Consider the following 22,199-nt stretch of genomic DNA (forward strand, 5'->3'; position numbering starts at 1 on the left):
CTCACCTCTTCTTCGCCGAGTCGCCGAGCACGAGCGCGTGCCGTCCCTGGCCGAGCTCGAGACGCTGCTTGTGCACCTCGCCCTGACGATCCCGCCACCGCAGTTGGACGCTGACCGGTCCCGCATGGTCGCCCAGACCGATATGCACCTCGTGACTGCGGCGGCCGGAGTGACCGCTACCGCCGTCAACGCGCTGGATGAACTTCTCGCCGTTGGCCGTGGTCACCTCGACCTGAGCACCGATAACCGGCGATCCGGCCACGGGTGCGGTGCCGACCGTGCGTTCCTGCTCATGGGTCAATGTCAGGTTGAGATAACCGCCGGGGTCGGGCGCCTGATTGGCGTAGAACACCGGATCGGCGTATTGCCGTGCCACGGCCATGTCGAGCCGACCGTCACCGTCCGCGTCACCGGTGGCGATACCGCGGGTCGGGACCGGGTCGTTGAGACCCAGCTCCGCAGCCAGGTCGACGTAGTAACCGTCGGCACCTTTGACGAAGAAGTGCAGCGGGTCACCGCCTGCGAGATCGTCGCCGAGCGTGAAATTCGGCCACAGCAGCGGATCGGGCACCAGACTGTCGTTGGCCATCGCGAGCTCCTGCAGTTGCGGCCACCGATTGGTCTCTCCCTTGACGAACCCGTTGGCCTGCGCGATCTCCAGCGTGCCCGAGTTCGAGAAGTCGGCCAGCTTGACATCCCAAGCCCAGCCGGACCAGTGCGTACCCACCTCGGCGCTGACGTCGCGGAACGGCGCCACGCCGTTGCGTAGCCGGCCGCGCATGTCCTCCTTGTCGTCAGCGGTGTTCAGATAGTGGAAGTGACTTTCCACGATGCCCCACGTTCGCGTCAGGTTGGATACGAAGGCGTCATAGAGACCGTCTTGGTCGAGGTCGCCGAAGTCGACGCCCATGCCCTTGAAGGAGTCGTTTCCGATCCGCTTGGATTTCGGGGTTCCGGCCGTGCGAGTGGTAACGGTGTTGCTGAACCTCGGCTGACCTGGCTTCGACTCGTTGTACAGCAGCCGATCGGGGCCGAAGTCGTTGGCGATGTACAACTCGGGCAGCATGTCGCCGTCCAGGTCGTTCGCGCTGACGGCCAGGGTCCAACCGTTGCGGGCCACTTCGGGAATCGCCTCGTCGGGCGCTCGTGAGAACGTCGCGGTCGGTTGGTCACCCGACGTGCCGCCCGCACCGAGCAGGATGATCGAGTCGCCACCGTTTTGCGCCTGGGACAGCGAGTGGTTCATCTCCACGCCGCCGGAAGCCGTGGCATCGAGGACCGGACTGTCAGGAAAGTAGTTGCCGAGGAACACATCGTCGTTGCCGTCACCGTCGAAGTCGCCGACGGTCGCCGCATTGGTGTTCCACTGTGGACCTGAGTACGTGGCACCCGCCTCGGTGCTGCTGTTGGGGACCACCTCGGTGGGCTGGTACGCGCCGGAGGAGTACTTGCCGTAGCTCGCCCGTGCGAGGTAAAGGATCGGCGTGCGGCCCCACATGTAGACGAGGAGGTCCATCCGGCCGTCCTGGTTGAAGTCGGCCGGAACGCACCCCATCGGTGCCATCGTGTCGTCGACCGGCAGCGGGTCCGCAGCCAACTCGAACGGCTCGTAGCGCCCGCCGTTCTTGTCAGGTACCGGTGTGACGATCACCTGATCGGTGCGAGGGTCCACGAGACACAGGTCGTTGGCGAGCCCGTCGGCGTCAAGGTCGTTCATCGCGACCCCGGCGCCGACCGAGGAGATCCAGGCGTCGATGTGCTTATACGCCTGGTTGACCTGCCTTACCGACTGGTACCGGCCAGAAGCGGGCAGCGCCACACCGTGGCCGGTGAAGGCGAACTCACTCGCCAGCTCCTGCCTCTCCTCGGCAGAACTACGGGGAAGGGCGACCACGAAGTAGAGACCGACAACGACGACGAGCGCGATGACGCCGGTCAGCTGCCTGCGCAGCACACCAAACGGTCCGGTCATGTATTGACACCTCCGAGCGAAACGAACTCGGCAGCAAGCCGCCGCCGCCATATCTCGTACGCGGGTAGATCGCCGTCCAGCTGACGGTCCGGCCTTCGGTCCACCACGAGCCGAGCAGCCTCCTGCGGCGTCATACCGCAGAACAACCGCGTCGCCACTTCGGTGTGCGCGGGAACGACCCCGCTGCGCACCCTGGCTTCCGCGGCGAAGGCGCACGCCTGCGCCAGGGCACCCCGATGCTCGCCCGATCGGCGGGCCAACGTGCGTAGCTCGGCCTCGTCACCGCCGCCTGCGAAGGTGGCCGCCAAGCCGGCACCGGCGTAGAGGTCACCTCGCCTCGCCGCAGGGAAGGTGTCGATCAGGTTCGCTACCCGAACCGGATCCGTGCCTGCGACGAACCACAGCGCACGTCCGATGCCCTGATCGATCGCGTGCGTGGTGAACCATGCGTGCCCGCCTGCAAGCCATCGCACGGACTTGTCGACGTGGTGTTCGTGAACGTAACGACGGGTGTGGAAGTAGGCCTGATGGAAGCCATAGCCGTCGAGCACCAACGGGGCCAGAACCTGGTCGAGGGTATCCGGCCTCGGCCAGCGGATACGCGGGAGCCTCGCCATCGCCCAGCCGATCCCGACATAGATGAGGTAGCGCTGTTCGCCGCCGCGCTCGGTGTCCAGCAGCCGCCGGACGTGGTCGCGTCGACCCAACGGCAGCCCGTCCAGCACCGCCGCGCCCATCCCGGCGCCCTCGTAAGCGAAGGCGCGAAGCCAGCCAGGTAGCTGCTGCAGCCGGTTCACGGTCTCATCCGGCGTGGCCGCCTCCATCACCGCCGCGTATCCGTCGAGGAAGGTGAGTCCGACCGTTTCAAGCCTTTCCCGCGCGAGTTCGGATTTCTTGTAGAAGCCTCGCCGGTCGAGGTTGGTCTCGACGACGTCAGGCGTCAGCAGTCGCCGACGTAAATTCCGCCAGAACATGGCCGGCTCACCCCTCATGATTTCCGGTCGTTCGTGCTGTAGCGTTGCGGCCCGGAGACGGACCCGGGGCTGTTCGCCAATAGGCGTGCCGTTGCCGTACGCCCTGTCGCTTGTTTGGCCGCCTTGCTGTTGTCCCGCGATGCGGTTTCCAGGAAATGAGCACGGATTCGAGATCTCCACTGCTCGTACAACGGTTCCGCGGTTGTCGGCTCGACCGGATTCGATTCGGTACGGTCGGCCAATGCCACTGCTTGCTCGACCGAAAGCCCTGTGAACACTTCGGTACCCAGCCGCGAGTGCGCGGCTACGAACCCGGCGGCGTGCCGCGCGGTGATCGCGAAGACAGCGCCGAGCGCGAGCTGGCTACGGTGCGATCCCGCCGCGTCGCGCACCGCCGCAAGGCCGTCGGCCTCGCAGCCGCCCGCGAACGTCGCGGCGAGCCCCACACCACTCCACAGATCGGCCCGGCGCGCCTCGTCGAACGCGTTGACCGCGGCCACGACACCGCTCGGGTCACCGCCGTGGATGAACCACAGCGCCCGGCCGATACCTTGATCGACCGCGCGCGGGAAGTAATCCGGCGCTCCCTGGAACGGATACGGTGCCGGGACACGCTGCCCGCCGACGTACAGCCGGGTCTTGAAGTAGGCCAGGTCGAAGCCGTAGCCGTCGACCGCGAGCCATGACATCGTCGGGTGGTACCGCATTCCGTCGAGATCGGGGATGACGTGTCGCCACAGTGGCCTCGGCAACCTGGCCATGGCGAAACCAATGCCGATATACGCCAGCAGTAGGTGCCGAGCTCCCGGTCCACGCAGCAGGCGCTCGGTGCGCCTGCCTCGGCCACCCGCCATGACATCACGAACCGTGAACGCCATGGCCGCACCTTCGTATGCGAACCCACGATGCTCCACTTCGACCAGTTCGAGTCGGCGCTCCACCTCCCAGAGGTCCCGGGCGGCCATTCCCCACTCGAACCCGCAGACCACGGCCTGCGGGATGGCTTCGAGTCGCTGCGCGGACGGCGACGCCGCGCCAGGTAGGTCCCGATCGGCCAAGGTGACGGCCGACAGCCTCGGCGCCAGCAAGTACTGGCGCATCGCACCGAGAAACGATGGCATCGAACGGCCTTTCGCAAGCGGAGTTGGTGATTACAGCGTCGAGGCCCGGGACGAGCTCCGGCATCTCCGTTGTTGCCGCGACCGGAAAGTCGCAAGTAATTCGCAACAGCGGAGAACTGACATGCGGCATTCGCGAAGAAGGTATTGCCGCCGGCCGGAAGGCACTCTTGAGGTGAAGGTCGGACGCGTATCAACGCCTGTCACCGCACCCGGCTGTTCTCCGCCGAGTACGGTCGGCGCTACGCCAGGAACCGATTCGCGTCGCCGGAGTGCCCCACAGAATACGGCGGTGAAGAGTTGAGCAGCTTTCGAATCGCGATAGTCGGCATCGGACTTCGCTATCCCGACGCAGCCAGCACGGCTGAGCTCTGGCAGAACGTCCTTGCCGGGCGCCGGGCGTTCCGCAGTCTGCCCGAAGCGCGGATGAACCGCGCGGACTACTACTCGCCGGACCCGAGCTCTCCGGATCGCTTCTACACCGACAAGGCGGCCGTCCTTCGCGACTTCGAGTTCGACCGCGTGAAATACAAGGTCGCCGGTAGCACGTACCGATCGACCGACCTCACGCACTGGTTGGCGCTCGATGTCGCGGCGAGTGCCCTTGCCGATGCCGGCTTCCCCGACGCGCGGGGGCTGCCCCGACAGAAAACCGGGGTGATCATCGGTAACAGCCTGACTGGCGAGTTCTCCCGCGCGAACCTGATGCGGCTGCGCTGGCCCTACGTCCGCCGTACGGTCGCCGCCGCGCTGGCCGCGAGAGGGTGGGACGAGGAGGAAACGAGCGCGTTCCTGCGGGATCTCGAGCCGGTGTACAAGGCACCGTTTCCGCCTGTCGACGAGGACACGCTCGCAGGCGGGCTCGCCAACACCATTCCCGGCCGGATCTGCAACTATTTCGACTTCGGCGGCGGCGGCTACACCGTCGACGGCGCCTGCTCGTCTTCGCTGCTTTCGATCGCCACCGCGAGCAAGGCGCTGGCCGACCGCGAAATCGACGTGTGCCTCGCGGGAGGCGTCGACCTCTCCATCGACCCGTTCGAGGTGATCGGGTTCGCCAAGACCGGAGCACTGGCGACCAGCGAGATGAAGGTCTACGACACCGGCTCCAACGGATTCTGGCCAGGGGAAGGGTCCGGCATCGTCGTGCTGATGCGGGAGCCTGACGCGATCGAACGGGGCTTGCGTATCTACGCCTCGATCACCGGCTGGGGAATCTCATCGGACGGCAAAGGCGGAATCACCCGGCCCGAGGTCTCCGGACACCGACGTGCGATCGATCGCGCCTACGCGAAAGCCGGGTACGGCGTGGAGACGGTGGGCTACTTCGAGGGCCACGGCACCGGGACGGCACTGGGCGACACGACCGAGCTGGAGACCTTCAACTCGGCTCGGCGCGGCGCCGAGCCTTCCGCCCGACCCGCGGCGTTGAGCACGATCAAGGGAAACGTGGGGCATACCAAGGCCGCGGCGGGCGTCGCGGGTTTGATCAAGGCGGCCCTTTCGGTGTACCACCAGGTCATCCCTCCTGCTACGAGCCACCACGAGCCGCACACGAAGCTGACCGAACCGTCGGCACGGGTATACGTGCCGCGTACGGCAGAGCTGTGGCCTGCCGAGGCGCCTATCCGGGCAGGTGTGTCCGCCATGGGGTTCGGCGGGATCAACACTCACGTGACGATCGAGGCGGCACCTGGGGCGGCTCGCCGCGCGATGCTGCCCGCCGAGGTCGTCGAGTTGGTGTCCGGTAGGCAGGACGCGGAACTACTGTTGCTGGACGGCGCGGACCATCCGGCGTTGCGTGCGAAGGTGGCTCAGCTGCTGGACCTGGTTCCCGCGTTGTCCTTCGCCGAAGTCACCGACCTTGCAGGAGAACTCGCGGCTCAGGTGTCCGGCGGCCAGGTGCGTGCCGCCATCGTGGCTACCAGCCCCGAGGACGCGGTCGGCAAGCTGGAGAAGCTGGCGACCGCGCTGGACGCGGGCAGCCGCGACCTGTTCGCCGACGGGGTGTTCCTGGGCAGCTCGAAGACTCGGCCGAAGATCGCCTACCTGTTCCCGGGGCAGGGCTCCGGCCGCGGCGGCACAGGCGCGCTGCGCCGCCGGTTCTCCGAGGCGGACGCGGTGTTCACCGATGCGGGGATACCGCAAGCAGGCGGGGCGGCGACCGAGGTTGCTCAGCCGAGGATCGTCGCCGGTTCCGTCGCTGCCATCAAGGTGCTGCGCAAGCTCGGTGTCGAGGCCGACGTCGCGACCGGACACAGCCTCGGGGAGCTGACCGCGCTGGCTTGGGCGGGGGCACTGGACCTAGGGGAGGTAGTGCGCCTCGCCGGCGTGCGCGGCCAGGTGATGGCCAACGCGAGTGAGGGCAACGGCGCGATGGCAGGCCTGGCCGCTACGCCCGAAGAAGCCGCAGCGCTGTCCTCGGACGAACCGGTCGTGATCGCGGGTTACAACGGCCCATCGCAGACGGTGCTCTCGGGCGATGCGGACGCCGTCGACCGGGTGTGTGAGCGCGCCCGCGCGGCGGGCATCCACGCGACGCGGATCAACGTCTCGCACGCGTTTCACTCCCCGCTCGTCGAACCGGCAGCGGCAGCGATGGCTGAGCGGCTGACCGAGTTCGACTTCGGCACGCCGACCCGGACCGTGATCTCCACGGTCACCGGCACCGAGATGGACCCTGGCTCCGACCTACGCGCGCTGCTTCGCGACCAGATCAAGCTTCCCGTCCGCTTCCACGAGGCCGCGGCGGTGGCCGTCGCCGATGCGGACCTGGCGATCGAGGTCGGTCCCGGACGGGTCCTCACGGGCCTGCTGGCCGATATCGCCGCTAACACCCCGGTCCTGAGCGTGGACACCGATGCGGGTTCATTGCGCTCGCTGCTGTCAGTGGTCGGCGCCGTGTTCGCGAAGGGCACCGACATCGACATCGACGCGCTGTTCGCCGGGAGGGTACTGCGCCCGCTGCCGCTCGACGGCTCGTTCACCTTCCTGGCCAACCCGTGCGAGTCCGCGCCGGACCTCACGATCGGGCAGGGTGAGCCGGCCGCGGAGCGCGAACCGGATGCCGCGACCGAGGCGCGGGCCGCCGGGCGACAAGAGCACATCTCGACTCTGGACCTGCTGCGGCAGAAGGCGGCCGAGCGGGTCGAGTTGCCGTTGGACGCGGTCAGCGCGGCCAGCCACCCCCTCGACGACCTCCACCTGAGCTCGATCACCGTCGGCCAACTCGTCAACGACGTCACCAGAGAGGTCGGGTTGCCTCCCCTCACGTTGACGACCAGCTTCGCCACCGTGTCGCTCGGTGAACTGGCTGAACTGATCGACACCTCGGCCGAGACATCGCAGGGCGACAGCGGTGTTCGTGGCCGTGCCGAGGCGCATGGTGTGGCCTCGTGGGTCAGGCCGTTCTCGGTGGACCACGTCCCTGCGCCTGCACCGAACGTGACGGTGGGCGCGGGAGCAGCCGGCGCGTGGCAACTGTTCGCCCCCGCCGACCATCCATTCGCCGAGCGGCTGCGCACGGCACTGACCGAGGCCGGTATCGGCGACGGTGTCCTGCTGTGCCTTCCCGACAGCGGCGAGGCGCACGTCGACCTCATCTTGCGAGCGGGCAAGTTCGCCGTCGCAGCGCCCACCGGAACCCGGTTCGTCGTGGTGCAGCACAAGCTCGGGGCCTCGGGCCTTGCCAGGACCGCGTTCCTCGAAGCCGAAGGGATGCCGACGACGATCGTCACGCTGCCGGTAGGCGCCGACGTTGCCGAGCTGACCTCCTGGGTGGTCACGGAGACGGCGGCGACCACGACGTTCGCCGAGGTGCGCTACACCGCCGACGGCACCCGCACCACACCGCGGCTCAAGGTTCTGCAACCGTCACCCACGCCTGGCACCGACAACCCTCTCGACTCCACCGATGTCGTCCTCGTGACCGGAGGCGGCAAGGGGATCACCGCGGAGTGCGCTCAGGCACTGGCCGCGGACGTCGGCGCGGCGCTCGCACTCCTCGGCAGGGCCGATCCCGCGACCGACGACGAGTTGGCGACCAACCTGGACAGGCTGGCCGCGGCCGGGGTGAGGCACGTTTACGAGCGCGCCGATGTCACCGACCCCGCCCAGGTAGCCGCCGCGGTCGCGCGGTTGCAGGCAGAAGTCGGCCCGATCACAGCCGTGCTCCACGGCGCGGGCCGCAACGAGCCCACGCCGCTGGCGAGCCTGACGGAGGACGCGTTCCGCGCGACGCTCGCGCCGAAGATCGCCGGCCTGCGCGCCGTGCTCGACGCCGTGGACCAGGACAAGATCAAGCTGCTGATCACGTTCGGGAGCGTGATCGGCCGCGCAGGCCTGCCGGGGGAGGCGCACTACGCGACGGCCAACGACTGGATGAGCGAGCTGACGGCGGACTTCCAATCCTCGCACCCCAACGCTCGGGCACTGGCGATGGAATGGTCGGTCTGGTCCGGTGCCGGGATGGGAGAGAAGCTCGGTGTGGTCGAAGCGCTGGTCCGCGACGGCATCACCCCGATCTCGCTGGAGCACGGCCTTACCACGCTTCGGCAGGTGCTGGCCGACCCGAAGGCGGGACCGGTGCTGACCATCAGCGGACGAATGGGTGGCCTGCCGACGCTCCCGCCTCTGGAAGCAGTCGAGCCGCCGCTGTGCCGCTTCATCGACCGTGTCGTGGTTCACTACCCGGGGATCGAACTCGTCACCGAGGCGCAACTGTCGGTCGGAAGTGACCCATATCTTTCCGACCACCTGTTCGACGGTGAGCTGCTGTTCCCCGCGACCCTGGGGATGGAGGCCATGACCCAGGTCGCGACAGCGGTTCTCGGCAGGACGGGTACACCGTTGCTGTCCGATGTGGAGTTCTTGCGGCCGATCGTGGTCGGCAACGACAAGGCGACGACCATCCGGCTGGCCGCCCTTGCCCTCGACGACGAAACGGCGTCGGTGGTGATCCGCACAGAGCACACCGACTTCAGCGCCGACCATTTCCGGGCGACGATCCGCCTGCCGAGGCCCGCCGTGCCTGACGAAGCCCCGTCACGCGAGGCCCTGGCACTGCCCGCCATTCCGTTCGACCCCACCACTGAGCTCTACGGCGGCATGCTGTTCCAGGGCAAGCGTTTCAGGCGGATCTTGCGCTACCGTCGCGCCAGTGCGCGGCATGCCGTCGCCGAACTGTCCACGATCCCGCCCTCCCCGTGGTTCGCCGCCTACCTTCCGCAGGAGCAGGTGCTGGCCGACCCGGGCACGCGAGACGCGGTCATGCACGCGATCCAGTGCTGCGTACCGGACGCGACGCTACTTCCGCAAGGCGTCGAGCGGCTCTTCCTTGCCCATCCGGAGGACCAGAGCAGCGATTTCGTGCTCGTGGACGCGCGGGAACGCTCACAGGAGGGCGACAGCTACGTCTACGATGTCGACGTGCTCGACCCTGCGGGCCGGGTCGTCGAGCACTGGCAAGGCCTGAGGCTGCGCGCGGTTCGCGCGAGCAACGCCGGCCCATGGGTACCGGCGATGCTGAGTGGCTACCTCGAGCGCACGCTCGAGCGGGTGCTCGGCGGCCACCGAGCGGTCGTCGTCGAGCCCGCGGCCACGGGGTCGTCCGACGCGGGAGACGCCGGCACCGGCAGGGCGGACACGGCCCTCGCGGCGAGCCGTGCGGTAGGGCGGCCCGTGACGCTGCGGCACCGCCCGGACGGCAAGCCCGAGATCGATGGCGCGCGGATCTCCGCATCGCACGGTGCCGGGACAAGCCTGGTGGTCGCCGGTGACGGCAGGCTCAGCTGTGATGTCGAGCCCGTAGCCGTCCGTGCCGAGCAGGCTTGGACCGACCTGTTGGGAAGTGCGCTGAGCAAGGTTCGTGACCTCGTGGCGGCGGAGTCGGGCGACGATCCCCACACGGCGGGGACTCGCGTCTGGTGCGCGCTGGAGTGCCTGCACAAGGCGGGCATCACGGAGCGGACCCTGACGGTGGACCGAGTGACGGCGGACGGCTGGGTGCTGCTCTGCGCAGGCGACGCGACGGTGGCCACCTGGGTCGCGATGTTGACCGGCCGCGAAACACCTGTGGTGTTCGCGGTGCTCTCGGGAGTGGAAGGGACCACAAAATGATCCGCTACTACGAGATCCGCCACCTGGTTGGCTTCGAGGAGACCAACTTCGTCGGCAACGTGTACTACTCGCACTACCTGCGATGGCAGGGGCATTGTCGGGAGCAGTTCCTCCTCGACAGGGCGCCGGACGTGCTCGCCGACATCATGGAGAACGACCTGAAGCTGTTCACTCTCAAGGCCGAGTGTGAGTTCTTCGCCGAGATCAAGGCGTTCGACGAGCTGTCCGTGCGAATGCAGCTTCTGGAGTTGACCCAGACACAGATCGAGCTGGGATTCGACTATGTGCGGCTCGACAAGGGCGACGAGCGGCGGGTGGCGAAAGGGAGGCAACGCATCGCCTGCATGCGTGGACCGAACTACGCCACCGTACCGGCGCGAGTACCGATCGAACTCAGGGAGGCGTTGACCCCCTACCAGGGAGTCGGGTCACCGATGTCGATCGCGGCTGGGGGTTCACGTGCTCGGTGAAGGCCGACTTGTCCACCTGCCACGTGAGGTCGAGCCTGCCTCGTTTCGGGAGGTGATGGCTCAATTCGCCACCGGCGTGACCGTGCTGACCGTCGGTGGCGAGCACGGCCACGGCATGACCGCCAACGCGTTCGCCTCGGTGTCGCTGAACCCCCCGCTGGCGTTGTGCTGCGTGGCCAGGCGCGCCCGACTCCACGAAGCGATCCTGTCCACCCGCGGCTACGGCATCTCACTGCTCGCGGCCGGTCAGCGGCGGCTGGCACGCCATTTCTCCGACCGGAGCAGGCCGAGGGGAATGACCCAGTTCGACGGGGTTTCCTGGACTCCAGGCCCCAGAACAGGTGCCCCGCTTCTCGCTGGGGCGCTCGGCTGGCTGGAGTGCGATCTGGTCGAGGTGTACCCCGGCGGCGACCATTCGATCTTCCTCGGCCAGGTGCTGAACTCAAGCCGTGGCCCAGGGCGGGAGCCGCTGCTGTTCTTCACCAGTGACTATCACGAGCTGACTTCGCCGGCCAAGCCGGCGTGACGGCGTCGCCGCCCGCGAGAGCGTGGCGGCGACGAACCGAAGGGTCCAGACCGATCGGTGCCCGGAATCGTCCGACGATCCGGGCACCGATCCTTCGGTCGCGCCTCGGCCGCCTCGCTCAGCCGCAGGCTGAACTGCCCGCCGCCAGCCAGGTACTCACTCGGCGGGCGGCGGCCATACTGGCCCAGGCCGCCACTTCCACCAACTCACGATCACCGGCACCGGCGCGGCGAACCGCCGCTACCAGCCCGTCGTCGACCTGGTACGCGGCGAGCGCGACGACCAGCGCGAACCGGCCGACCGCCTGGTCCGCCTCGGAAAGCTCCGCGGTGGCCTCGTCCACCCAAGATCGGCTGATGCCGGGTGGCTCGCCGTCCCAGGCGCGCAGGTGGCGTCGCACGAGGTCGCGAACGCTCGCCGGGACGGAACGCTCGCCTGCCGCGTCGAGCGCCGCATAGGCGCGTGCGAACGCGTCGGCGACGATCGGGTTCGCCCTCGCCCAACACAGCTCGTCGGGCTGCCGCGCGGCCGGTAGCAACCGCAGCGAGGTGCCCGCTCGCGGGCCGCCACCCGACGGCCGAAGTATCCAGGACAGCACGCGACGGGCTCTGGGGCGCGCGGCCTCGGGAACGTGTGGCGGCAACGGGGAATCGCCGAGGAAGACGTTCACCATCCGGTTGTAGTAATGGAAGGCCACCGCCGTACCGATGATCTCGGGTGCCTGTACCGCGGTGAACGGCAAGTTGTCCGCGGTACCCGCCGTGGCCGTCTCCTTCACCCAGGCCTCGATCCGTTCCCGCTCGGCGTTGTCGCGCCGGTCCTCGGCCGCCACGAGACCCGCCACCGTCGTGCCGTGTACGTCCTCGCAGTAGGGGCAGCGATTGGCCGCGGAAACCGAGGTCGCCACCAGTTCCTTGCTGGCACGGTCTACGTGTCCTCGCGCGACGAGGGTTTCCCGCAGAATCAACCAGCTGGCGGCCAGTGCCTCGGGCGAGGGCGAGTGCAGGCCGACCGGCGGCGCCATCATGCCGAAGTCCCGCTCGACCTGCCGGTAGACCTCGGCGACCAGCCCACGCGCCGCGCGAGTCGGCACAGCCTTGACATGACGGGTTTGTCGAAGTGATCGCCGCAGATACAGCCGGACCAATGTGGGGGCCATTGCCGCTCCTCGCACATCATGTCGGTAATATGGGTAAGCTACAGTCCGGGCCTACGCCCGCCATCTCCCCACATGCGCACCTCCGGTGACTCACTCACATCGGGCCAAAACCTGTGCGCGGCCTCACATTGCGATAGCGTGTGGCCATGGCAACCGACCTCTTCGCGGGAATCCCGGTCAAGGACTACGAGGCAGCGCTGGCTTGGTACGAGCAGCTATTCGGCTCGCCCCCGACATTCGTCGCGAGTGACACCGAAGTGGTATGGGAACTCGCCGAACACCGCTGCATAGCCATCGAACACGTACCAGAGCGCGCGGGTAACGCCATGAACACCGTCTTCGTCGACGATTTCGACGACCGCGTCGCCGCGATCGAATCGCGAGGGCTGACGCCGGTGAAGCGGGAAACCTACGGAAACGGTGCGCGGAAAGCTCTCTACCGCGATCCCGACGGCAACGAGATCGGGATCGGTGGCCCTCCCGTCGAATAGCAACGTGAGCGGCGCCGGCACTTGGGATGACCGGCGCCGCTCACGCCTTACGGAGCCACGTCGCGTGGGCTGTTGTGGTACGCGGCCAGGTACCACTCGCCTCCGCGCTTCACCAGCACCCACGACGCGCGGATGGCCCGCGCATCGGACACCTCCGTCTCACCGGGCGCCAGGATGCCGCCCGTCGTGGTCAACACGGCCGAGTCCGCCGTCAGGAAGCTGACGTTGACGGGCCGGCCGGTGACCTGTGTTCCCTTGAACTGGCCGGCGAACGCCTGCGCCATGTACGAGCGAACCTCGTCGCGGCCCTTCCTGAAGACACCGGGAAGGATCATGGTGCAGTCTTCGGTGAAGACCTCGGCGAAGGCATCCGCGTCGTGTCGCGCCCACGCGGTCCCGATCTTTCCGGGAATCGCGGCGACCGCGGCCCTGTCCTCGTCGGAGGGCGCGGTTGGCAGCGCGGACGGGTCAATCGTGGTCATATTTTGTCCTTTCAGCCGAAACTGGCCTGGCAACGCGGTTTCCAGTTTCGGCTTCGGCTCGGACCACCAGCAACTTTCCGAGTGCGCACAGCCTGCCCGGGCACCGTGCTATCCGAGCATCCCGGCGAAATCCACGATGTCGCGCGCGAGTTCGTCCGTACACTCGAGCATCGGAAAGTGTCCGCCCTTCGAGTACTCGCGCCACATTCGCACGTCGCCGCGTGAGCGCTCGCCGAAATGTCGAGGAATTTGCAGCATCAGCGGATCAGCGAACGAAGAGTAGCCGAATGGCACCTCGATACGTTCACCCGGCCCCAACGTCGGCGGGTCCTCGGTCGAACCGGCATATGACCAAAGAGAGGTCGCCACGGAATCACTCACCAGATAGATCATGACCTCCGCGAGCAACCGGTCCAGCCCGTAGACGTCGGGAAACGATCGGTCGTTCGGACCGGTCCATTTCTGCCACTTGTCGAGTACATACGCGGCGAAGCCCACCGGGCTGTCGGCCAGCGCGTAGGCGATCGTCTCCGGCCTGGTCACCTGCAGCGCGGCGTAGGCACTCTCCCGGGCCATCGTGGCGGCTTCTCGGGCGACGAAGTCGAGTTCCTCGGGTGTCGGGTCGTCCACTCCGGTCTCTCCACTGCCCGGCACGGCGCCCGCATGCCGAAGGCCGAACATGGTGGTGTGTGATCCCACAAGCTGCTCAGGCCGATCGACCGCCAGCCAGTCCGCGACGACGGCACCGAAGTCGCTGCCGTGTACCAGGTAACGCTCGTGGCCGAGCACCTCCGTCATAAGACGCGCGATCCGCTCCGTGACGAACCGCAGGCCTCGCGGCCGGTCGGCGACCGGCTCGGAGAAGCCGTAACCCGGTATCGACGGCACGACCACCTCGAAGCCGTACGCGACCAACCGCCTGGCCAGCGGCAGCATGGTGTAGAAGCTCGTAGGCCAGCCGTGCACGAGCAGTACCGGCGGGCGGTCGGTTACCTGTGACCGCGGCCGCAGTCGCGCGAAGTGCAGCTCCCGCCCCTCGATCGGCGCGAGGTACTGCGGCACCCGACGCAGTTGGGCCTCGACCGCTCGCCAGTCGAACCGCGAGTGCCAGTAGCCCAAGACGTCGCGGAACCAGTCGGCAGCTACGCCGAAGTCCCACGCCGCCCCTTGCGCGGTGACCGGTAGGTGCGCCGCGCGCACTCGGTGCCGGATACGGTGCAGCGTCTCCCATGGAACCCGAACTTGGAACGGTCGAAGGTCGCGGCCCGGCCTGGGTACCGGCCGCTGCCGCGGCTCGGAGAGCGCGGCTCCCGCGGTGGCCGCCGGAACGACCGTGCTGAGGGCGCCACCCGCCGTCACGGCTGAGCCGAGCCGCAGCACCGACCGCCGCGTCAGTGGAACATCCACGTGGTCCTCCCTGATAGGAACTAACCCTCTTCGCTACCCTCGTGCCGGCCGGGCGCGGGCGCGACCGCCGTGGCCGCTTCGGGCGGCTCCGGCTGGCCCGTCCTCGGGAGATGACGCAGCAAGCGCCAGATCATCACGGCTGTCGCGGCGAAAACCACCGCGCCGACGGCCATTGACGTATTGAGTCCGGCCACTGCGGACTCCCGTGCCGCCGCGAGGATCTCGGCGGTGCTTTCGGCGGGCAGCTGCCCGACCCTCGACAGCGCCCCGGCAAGCGATCCGGTCGTGTCCGCCACGACCTCATCCGCAACGCCGGGTGGTACCACGCCCTCCATGCCCCGGCGATAGATCGCCGCGGCGATCGTACCGATGATCGCCAGCCCCAGGGTGGACCCGAGGTTGTTGCTGGTCTCCGACAACGACGCGGCCGACCCGCTCTTCTCCTTCGGGACGGCATTCATGATCATGCCGATGCCGAGTGAGAACAGTGGGCCCGCGCCAAGGTGAATCAGGCCGCTCCCGATCACGATAGGCACCGGCCCACTCTCCAGGTCGACCGTGATCCCAACGGCGAAACCGATGACGGCGACACCGAGGCCACCTGCGATGACCGTCGCAGGCCGCATCCGTTCGGCCAGCCGGGGGGCCAACTGTGACCCGATCGCCAGGCTGACCCCGGCAGGGACCAACCACAGACCGGCCTCCATCGCATCGAGGCCCAGCACCAACTGCACGTACTGAGCCACGACCAGCGAGCTCCCGGCGATCGCCGCGGCGGCGATCAGCAGCGAGGCCAGCGTGCGCCCGGTGATGCGGCCTGCGAACAGCCGCAGGTCCAGCAGCGGGTCGGTCAGCCGCAGCTGCCTGCGCACGAACAGCCAGCCGCACCCGGCGCCGGCCAGGATCGCCACAGTCGGCGCGACCGGCGACAGCTCGCCCGCGGCGAGTTCCTTCATGCCATACGTCGCAGGCAGGATCGCCGCGAGCGACAACGCGACGCTGGTCAGGTCCAGCCGTCCAGCGTTCGGGTCGCGGTGTTCCGGTAGTAGGAACGGTCCGGCGACCAGCAAGAGTCCCGTCATCGGCACACCGAGCAGGAATACCGAACCCCACCAGAAGTTCTGCATCATCAGCCCGCCGACCGCTGGACCGAGCGCCGAACCGCCCATGACGCAGCTCAGCCACCCGGCGACAGCCAACGCGAGCTGCCTCGGGTCGGAAAACAGGTTCCGGATGAGCGCCAGCGTGGACGGCATCAGCGTCGCGCCCGCGATACCCAGCAGCGCGCGGGTAACGATCAGCATCTCGGCGCTGACCGAGTACGCCGCTATGACGGAGCCGACGGCGAACGCGCCTGCTCCGATCAGCAGCAGCTTGCGGCGGCCGATCCGGTCCCCCAAGGTGCCCATGGTGACCAGGAAGCCCGCCAGCGTGAAGCCGTAGCTGTCCATGATCCACAGCTCCTGAGTGCCGGTGGCGTCAAGCCCCGCACTCAGATGCGGCAGCGCGAGATACAGCACCCCGATATCCATTCCAACCAGGGTTGTCGGCAGCAGCAGCACCACGAGTGCCCACCACGCCCGGCTGCCCGCCCGCTGCGAGTCGCCCCCCTCGCTGTCGCGCATCGCCACGCTCCCTCCACTCGTCAGCAGGTGATGGATCGCCCGGCCAGCCGGCGGCAATGAAGCGCCCTCATCAGTTGTCGGCAGCCGCCGAGTCCCGACCGGCGACGGCAGGCTGCGTCACGGCGGCCCTGTGCCTACGGGACACCGCGAACCGCCGCATGATCGGGCGTTCGAAAAGGACGTAGGTCGGCCACGCCAGCAGCACGGTCGCGGTGAGCAGCAGCAGGAGCAATCCGACAGCGGGAAGCGTCTCGAGGTCGGTTCGCTGATCAAGCCAAAGCAGACCATGGAACAGCACCAAGTAGTGCCACAGGTAGAAGGCGTAGGACAACTCCCCTGCGAAGACGATCGGCCGCCACCGCAGGAAAGTGGGGCGACCCTCGATGTCCGCCCTGGCGCCCGCCGCGACAAGCAGGCCGATCGGCACGATGTTGAGCGCGACGAGTGAGAACGTGCCCTGCAGTTCGGTGGAGACCACATAGGACACGGCTGTCAGCAGCGCGGCGCCACCGAAGCCGATCGGAAGCCGCCTGCCGGTCTGCACGATCCTTGCCAGCACGATGCCCAACACGAAGTCGAAGATCCGAACTGGTGGGAACACGTACACCAGCCAGTACTGGTTCAGCGAGTATGTCTGCGACCACGGCACTGCGGGCTCAGCCGGCAGTGCGAGGGCCACCGCCGCGATGAGGAAAACCGCCGCGACCATCGCCCCTGCCCACAACCACAACCGCGCGGGCGCGATCCGATCGATCAGCCGCTTCCACCACGGGAACGTGAAGTAGAACAGCACCTCACACGACAACGTCCAGGTGATGGGGTTGATGCTGGAGAACACCTCCATGGAGGGGAACCACGACTGGACCAGGAACAGGTTCGCCAAAGCGTAGTCGTCGCTCACCGCCGGCTGTGCGACCGTCGCGAAAATGACCAGCGTGGCCAGGAAAGTGAGTATGTGGTTCGGATAGATCTTGAAGAACCTGCGCCGCCAGAACCTCGGCGGCGTGTCGTCGTCACGTGCCGACCAGGCGAGGATGAACCCGCTCAGTACGAAGAAGAAGCCCACACTGATGGGCCCCTGGCGAAACAGCCACTCGAAGCCCGAAGCTACCTCGTCGTCACCGAACAGCCCGAGGTAGCGGGCGTGCGAAAAAAAGACGATGAGCGCGGCGACGAAACGCAATGCGGTCAGGGTGGGCAACGTAGCACCCACGGCACGCACCGAGATTTTTCGCGGTTGCGTCGTATCCACTGGCTACCTCCCGTTTCGGATATGAGCGACCGCGACCGCAGGCCAGGAATACACGCCGATGACCAGCGCACGGGCGTTACTCGGCAGATAGTAGTGCGCAAAGCTGGCCTTCCGGTTCTTCCAGAATGCTCAAAACATTCAGTCGGAAACTCGTTTCAGCAGGCAGCCCCGTTGCTCCAGCCGGACCCGCCGGGTTGGTCCTTGTGGCTTGCGCCCAGCTGGTAGCCGCAGCAACCGGTTTGTTCCCGGCGAGGGACCGCAACAACGAAGTAGACGGTCCGGTCACCGAAGGGGAACATCGGACCGTTCGCGGCGAGCGGTACAGCGCGGATGTCCCGAAATCAGGAACCGTCGACGAACATTCGGCGCGACATATTCCAGGGGAGCCCGTATGACCACCAGCAGGATGCCTTTTTCTCGCCGCAACATCCTCGCCCTCGGCGCAATGTCGACCGCCGGTTTGGCAGGCAGCGTGCTGAGCTACAGATCAGCTTTCGGCACAAGCTTGCCGGAACGCGGCTCATCGCGTAGTTTCACGCCCTTCTCCGTTCCGATGCCGATTCCGCCGGTGCTTCGACCGCATGCCGTGCACGGCGACACCGACCTCTACAGGTTGGCCGTCAGGCAGGCACAGGTCGAGATCCTTCCCGGCACGACCACTCCGGTGCTCGGCTACGGCGGCGATTTCGTCGGGCCGACCATCCTGGCCAGTTCCGGCCGCAAGGTCGGCATCGTCTTCGACAACTCGCTCGACCGCGCGACGAATGTCCACCTGCACGGCGGTCACGTGGCCGCGGCGAGCGACGGGCACCCCATGGATCTGATTCAGCCTGATGGCAGCAAGTACTACGAATACGAAAACCGCCAGCAGGGTGCGACGCTGTGGTATCACGACCACAGCCACGGCACCGAGGCTGAGCACGTCTATCGCGGCCTGAGTGGGTTCTACCTCATCCAAGACCCAGAAGAAAAGCACCTGCGACTTCCATGCGGCAGCTACGATGTACCGATCATGCTGCGCGACGCGCTGTTCGACGACGACGCAAACATGGTCTACGGCGATCCGACGCAGCGGCCGACCGTCCTCGTCAACGGCGCGCACCAACCTTACTTCCGGGTGGCCCGCCGCAAGTACCGCTTGCGGTTCCTCAACGCCGCCACCGAGCGACGCTTCGCGCTGAACCTGGACGGCGTTCCCATGACGAAGATCGGCTCGGACGGAGGTCTGCTCGCCTCACCGGTGCCCGTGACCGAGCACGACCTCAGTGCGGGCGAGCGGGTCGAGTTCGTGATCGACTTCGGGCAGCATCCGATCGGCACGCAGCTGCTGCTCGCCGACGGGACACTGCCGATCCTGCGGTTCGACGTGGTCGCGGACAGCGTCGACCACAGCAGGCTTCCGGATCGGCTCCGCGCGCTTCCCCCGCTGCCACGGCCGAGGGTGAACCGCGAGATCACACTGTCGTTCGACATGTCCGGCGACCCGGTCGGGCTCGTCAACGGCAAGCCATTCGACCCGGCGCGGGTGGACTTCCGGGTCCGGCGTGGTGACACCGAGATCTGGAACGTCAGCAACGGCGACGGCGAACACGGCTTCCACCACAACTTCCATCTGCACCTCGAACAGTTCGAGGTACTGGACCGCGACGGCGCCCCGCCGTGGGAGTCCGATCGCGGGCTCAAGGACACGATCTACGTGCCGCCCGGGTCCTCGGCACGATTGAAGACACGATTCACCGACTATCTCGGCAAATACGTCTACCACTGCCATTTTCTCGAGCATTCAGCGGTCGGGATGATGGCGCAGTTCGAGGTGGTCCGCTGACCCGCACGGCGAGAGATGACTTGCTTCGCGGGCACTGCGACGCTGAGCACGCCTGCCTCGCGCCGGCGGCGAAATCCGATCGACCTTCAAAACCAACGAGCTCGGAGCCAGCGCAATGAGCGAGAATGACATCGTCATCAGGGCCAGCTTCTGCGACTACCTGTACCCGGGATACATGGACCCGCTGTTCGAGCGAGCCGAGGAGTTCAACTCCATTCACCCGGGATACCGGGTCGAAGTCACCGGGCACGACTTCCGGTTGCTGCCGCAGATCGTCGCCGACGCGGCGGCACGCGGTGACGCCCCGGATATCGCCGGGTACTTCTACACCGCCACCCAGTTCGCACGCGACACCCGGGATGCCACCGGCGCCCCCCTGTTCACCTCGGTGGAGAGGGAGATCGCCGGTCGCACCGAGATCCTCGGCGAGCGAGTCGTGCTCGACGACATCGTCCCTGCCGCACGGGACTACTTCAGCTACGACGGTGAGCTGGTCTCCGCACCGCTCACCGCGTCCACCGTGGTGTTGCTTGCCAATGCCGAGCTGATCCAGGCGGCCGGGATCGAGAGGCTCCCCGGCACGTGGCGCGAACTCGAGGCAGCGTGCACCGCGATCGCGAAGCACACCGACGGCTCCGTCAAGGGCGTGGCCTGGCCCAATCACGGCTGGTTCTTCCAGCAGGCTGTCGGACAGCAGAGCGGGCTGCTCGTCGACCAGGCGAACGGAAGGGCGGGCCGCGCGGAGAAGGTCCACCTCGCATCGCCTGAGATGATGAACTACGTCCGGTGGTGGCAACGCCTTCACAGCAACGGCCATTACCTCTACGCCGGCGCGAAGGCCGACTGGATGGGCGCCTTCGACGCGTTCGTCGAGCAGCGGGTGGCCTTCCTCGCCACCACGTCGGTGGAGGTGGGGCGTGCCACCACGACAGCTCGCGAGGCCGGATTCACCGCCGTCGCCGGTCCACTGCCGCACAACGAGAACGCACCGAACGCGGGTACCTCCATCGGCGGCGACTCGTTGTGGCTGGCGGACGGACTCGAACCGGCGAAGAGGGACGGCGCGCTGGCGTTCATCCAGTACCTGCTGCGTCCCGAACACGCCGCCACGTGGCACCGCGCGAACGGTCGGATACCACTGACCCGGCCCGCCCTCGAACTACTCGAGTCCGAAGGCTGGTTCCGCGAACATCCCAACGCGCGGGTCGCCACCGACCAACTCGATCGGGCGGACGGCTCTCCGGCCGCACTCGGCATGTTGGTCGGCGCGTTCGCCGCGATCCAGTACGGCGCGCCGGACGCGATGCACGACGTTCTGGTCGAAGGCGCCGAGCCGGTGTCACGGTTCGAGCGAGCCCAAGCCGAAGCGCAACAAGAGCTCACGGCGTACAACGCACAATGCACCGGCGCGCAGCCGCGGACACCGCAACACCTCACCGTCGCCTGGTAACCACGCATCGCAACGACATCACTTCGCATCCCCGGGAGAGTTCATGGCATCTACCGCAGCACCTACGAAGGAAGAGCTGGTCCGGCGTACAGCGGAACTCGTGCCTCTGCTTCGCAAAACGGCCGTCGACGCGGACGAGAACCGGATCCTTCCCGACGAGGTCATCGAGGCGATGACCGAGGCGGGCATTCCGAAGATGCGCGTACCTGCCCGGTTCGGCGGCTACGAGTCCGATGTGAACACCGTCGTCGAGGTTCTGGCAGAGGTGGGCCGGGGCGATGGCTCGGCCTCCTGGGTGGCCTCGGTCTGGGCGATCAGCACGTGGATGATGGGGCTGTTTCCGGACGAGGTGCAGGAGGAGGTCTTCTCCACTCCGGACGTGCGGATTACCGGAATCCTCAGCCCCACCGCGATCGGCGTACCCACCGAAGGCGGAATCCTGCTGAACGGCAAGTGGTCGTTCAACTCGGGTGCGCGGCAGAGCCACTGGAACGCCAACGCCGCGATGCTGGCACATCCTGGCGGTGAGCACGAACCCATCATGGTGGCAGTTCCGCTTTCCGACCTGCGGATCGTCGATGACTGGCACACGTCGGGCCTACGTGGCACCGGCAGTATCACCACCATCGCGGAGGACGTGTTCGTGCCGCAAGCCCGTGTGCTTTCGATGGGGCCGGTGCTTGCAGGGCAGCATCCCGCTCAGTTGAACGCGTCGTCGCGGATCCACCGAGCACCGTTCATGCCGACCGCTTGCACCACGATCAGCGCACCCGCGGTGGGGCTGGCACGCGCCGCGAGGGAAGCCTTCCTCGAGCGGCTGCCCGGTCGAAAGATCACCTATACCGACTACGACAACCAGAGCGAGGCGCCGCTGACGCACCTGCAGGTAGCCGAGGCCAAGATCTGCGCCGACGAGGCCGAGTTCCACGCTTTCGACGCCGCGAACCTGCTGGACGCGAAGGCCACACAACCGTGGACGGTCGAGGACCGCGCACTTGTCCGGCTCCATCTCGGCGCGGTGTGCCGCAGGGCCAAGGAGGCCGTCGACATCCTGAACACAGCAAGCGGCGGCTCGTCGCTGTACTCCACGGTGCCGATCCAGCGCATCGCGCGCGACATTCAGGCCATCAACCTGCATGCCATCCTCCATCCCAACACCAACCTCGAACTCTACGGCCGCATCGCCTGCGGCCTCGGGCCGAACACCCCCTACATCTAGGGGTTGGGCGAGCGCGGATCGGCGAGGGTTGCCGAGCCGAAGGACACCTCGGGACGCGACAGCTGTGCCCTGAGCCAACTCGGGGCACGGCGACAACACACCGGTGGCGAGG

The 22,199-nt window shown here is 67.3% G+C and carries 15 protein-coding genes; 7 read left to right on the plus strand and 8 right to left on the minus strand.

All coding sequences use genetic code 11. The annotated features are described in order from the left end of the window. Position 1: 1 nt before the first annotated feature. From SACMADRAFT_RS22330 to SACMADRAFT_RS22340, 3 genes are read right to left on the minus strand one after another with little or no spacing between them, the layout of a single operon-like run. Positions 2-1,972: a CRTAC1 family protein gene (locus tag SACMADRAFT_RS22330; RefSeq protein ID WP_009156123.1), complete on the minus strand. Its 1,971-nt coding sequence runs from the start codon at positions 1,970-1,972 to the stop codon at positions 2-4. Further along, positions 1,969-2,946, minus strand: a complete 978-nt coding sequence (locus SACMADRAFT_RS22335; protein ID WP_157617299.1) for a DUF1702 family protein — start codon at positions 2,944-2,946, stop codon at positions 1,969-1,971. Before SACMADRAFT_RS22335 ends, SACMADRAFT_RS22330 begins: the two co-directional genes overlap by 4 nt. A gap of 14 nt (positions 2,947-2,960) precedes the next feature. Beyond that, entirely contained in the window at positions 2,961-4,067 is a 1,107-nt protein-coding gene (locus SACMADRAFT_RS22340) for a DUF1702 family protein (RefSeq protein WP_009156125.1), read from the minus strand. A 297-nt stretch (positions 4,068-4,364) separates the two neighbouring features. Between SACMADRAFT_RS22340 and SACMADRAFT_RS22345 the strand changes: the two genes are divergently transcribed. The 3 genes from SACMADRAFT_RS22345 to SACMADRAFT_RS22355 are packed head-to-tail and all read left to right on the plus strand — an operon-like array spanning position 4,365 to position 11,177. Next, a complete protein-coding gene (locus tag SACMADRAFT_RS22345) occupies positions 4,365-10,181 on the plus strand; it encodes a type I polyketide synthase (protein ID WP_009156126.1) in 5,817 nt (1,938 codons plus the stop codon). Beyond that, positions 10,178-10,651, plus strand: a complete 474-nt coding sequence (locus SACMADRAFT_RS22350; RefSeq protein WP_009156127.1) for an acyl-CoA thioesterase — start codon at positions 10,178-10,180, stop codon at positions 10,649-10,651. Before SACMADRAFT_RS22345 ends, SACMADRAFT_RS22350 begins: the two co-directional genes overlap by 4 nt. A 55-nt stretch (positions 10,652-10,706) precedes the next feature. Continuing rightward, entirely contained in the window at positions 10,707-11,177 is a 471-nt protein-coding gene (locus SACMADRAFT_RS22355) for a flavin reductase family protein (protein ID WP_083841059.1), read from the plus strand. A 118-nt stretch (positions 11,178-11,295) separates the two neighbouring features. On the opposite strand, the gene SACMADRAFT_RS22360 is transcribed toward SACMADRAFT_RS22355, so the two are convergent. After that, positions 11,296-12,336: a carboxymuconolactone decarboxylase family protein gene (locus SACMADRAFT_RS22360; RefSeq protein WP_009156129.1), complete on the minus strand. Its 1,041-nt coding sequence runs from the start codon at positions 12,334-12,336 to the stop codon at positions 11,296-11,298. Between the two features lie 146 nt (positions 12,337-12,482). Here SACMADRAFT_RS22360 and SACMADRAFT_RS22365 point away from each other — a divergent pair, with 146 nt between their 5' ends. Continuing rightward, on the plus strand, positions 12,483-12,827 hold the full coding sequence (locus SACMADRAFT_RS22365; RefSeq protein WP_009156130.1) for a VOC family protein: 345 nt from the start codon (positions 12,483-12,485) through the stop codon (positions 12,825-12,827). A gap of 47 nt (positions 12,828-12,874) precedes the next feature. Here SACMADRAFT_RS22365 and SACMADRAFT_RS22370 read toward each other — a convergent pair whose 3' ends face one another. The 4 genes from SACMADRAFT_RS22370 to SACMADRAFT_RS22385 form a co-directional block, all read right to left on the minus strand. Next, complete coding sequence (locus SACMADRAFT_RS22370; protein ID WP_009156131.1) at positions 12,875-13,309, minus strand: SgcJ/EcaC family oxidoreductase; 435 nt, start codon at positions 13,307-13,309, stop codon at positions 12,875-12,877. 108 nt (positions 13,310-13,417) lie between these two features. Next, a complete protein-coding gene (locus SACMADRAFT_RS22375; protein ID WP_009156132.1) occupies positions 13,418-14,716 on the minus strand; it encodes an epoxide hydrolase family protein in 1,299 nt (432 codons plus the stop codon). 20 nt (positions 14,717-14,736) lie between these two features. Beyond that, positions 14,737-16,341, minus strand: coding sequence for an MFS transporter (locus tag SACMADRAFT_RS22380; RefSeq protein WP_009156133.1), 1,605 nt, complete (start codon positions 16,339-16,341; stop codon positions 14,737-14,739). A 70-nt stretch (positions 16,342-16,411) separates the two neighbouring features. Further along, positions 16,412-17,593 (minus strand): acyltransferase family protein, encoded by a 1,182-nt coding sequence (locus tag SACMADRAFT_RS22385; protein ID WP_009156134.1) that lies wholly within the window; start codon positions 17,591-17,593, stop codon positions 16,412-16,414. 553 nt (positions 17,594-18,146) lie between these two features. Between SACMADRAFT_RS22385 and SACMADRAFT_RS22390 the strand changes: the two genes are divergently transcribed. The 3 genes from SACMADRAFT_RS22390 (at position 18,147) to SACMADRAFT_RS22400 (ending at position 22,087) form a co-directional block, all read left to right on the plus strand. Next, on the plus strand, positions 18,147-19,418 hold the full coding sequence (locus tag SACMADRAFT_RS22390; RefSeq protein WP_198285888.1) for a multicopper oxidase family protein: 1,272 nt from the start codon (positions 18,147-18,149) through the stop codon (positions 19,416-19,418). Positions 19,419-19,533: 115 nt separating this feature from the next. Beyond that, positions 19,534-20,868 carry an extracellular solute-binding protein gene (locus tag SACMADRAFT_RS22395; protein WP_009156136.1) on the plus strand — a complete coding sequence of 445 codons (1,335 nt, stop codon included), beginning with the start codon at positions 19,534-19,536 and terminating at the stop codon, positions 20,866-20,868. Between the two features lie 43 nt (positions 20,869-20,911). Then, positions 20,912-22,087 carry an acyl-CoA dehydrogenase family protein gene (locus SACMADRAFT_RS22400; protein ID WP_009156137.1) on the plus strand — a complete coding sequence of 392 codons (1,176 nt, stop codon included), beginning with the start codon at positions 20,912-20,914 and terminating at the stop codon, positions 22,085-22,087. The last annotated feature ends 112 nt before the right edge of the window (positions 22,088-22,199 follow it).

Origin of the sequence: Saccharomonospora marina XMU15, assembly GCF_000244955.1 — a bacterium.
Classification (GTDB): domain Bacteria; phylum Actinomycetota; class Actinomycetes; order Mycobacteriales; family Pseudonocardiaceae; genus Saccharomonospora_A; species Saccharomonospora_A marina.

Coding starts and splice junctions, on each gene's coding strand:
- SACMADRAFT_RS22390 (WP_198285888.1), top strand. CDS start 18,147: ATGCCGATTCCGCCGGTGCTTCGACCGCATGCCGTGCACGGCGACACC.
- SACMADRAFT_RS22370 (WP_009156131.1), bottom strand. CDS start 13,309: ATGACCACGATTGACCCGTCCGCGCTGCCAACCGCGCCCTCCGACGAG.
- SACMADRAFT_RS22380 (WP_009156133.1), bottom strand. CDS start 16,341: ATGCGCGACAGCGAGGGGGGCGACTCGCAGCGGGCGGGCAGCCGGGCG.
- SACMADRAFT_RS22350 (WP_009156127.1), top strand. CDS start 10,178: ATGATCCGCTACTACGAGATCCGCCACCTGGTTGGCTTCGAGGAGACC.
- SACMADRAFT_RS22330 (WP_009156123.1), bottom strand. CDS start 1,972: ATGACCGGACCGTTTGGTGTGCTGCGCAGGCAGCTGACCGGCGTCATC.
- SACMADRAFT_RS22340 (WP_009156125.1), bottom strand. CDS start 4,067: ATGCCATCGTTTCTCGGTGCGATGCGCCAGTACTTGCTGGCGCCGAGG.
- SACMADRAFT_RS22365 (WP_009156130.1), top strand. CDS start 12,483: ATGGCAACCGACCTCTTCGCGGGAATCCCGGTCAAGGACTACGAGGCA.
- SACMADRAFT_RS22335 (WP_157617299.1), bottom strand. CDS start 2,946: ATGTTCTGGCGGAATTTACGTCGGCGACTGCTGACGCCTGACGTCGTC.
- SACMADRAFT_RS22360 (WP_009156129.1), bottom strand. CDS start 12,336: ATGGCCCCCACATTGGTCCGGCTGTATCTGCGGCGATCACTTCGACAA.
- SACMADRAFT_RS22395 (WP_009156136.1), top strand. CDS start 19,534: ATGAGCGAGAATGACATCGTCATCAGGGCCAGCTTCTGCGACTACCTG.
- SACMADRAFT_RS22400 (WP_009156137.1), top strand. CDS start 20,912: ATGGCATCTACCGCAGCACCTACGAAGGAAGAGCTGGTCCGGCGTACA.
- SACMADRAFT_RS22355 (WP_083841059.1), top strand. CDS start 10,707: ATGGCTCAATTCGCCACCGGCGTGACCGTGCTGACCGTCGGTGGCGAG.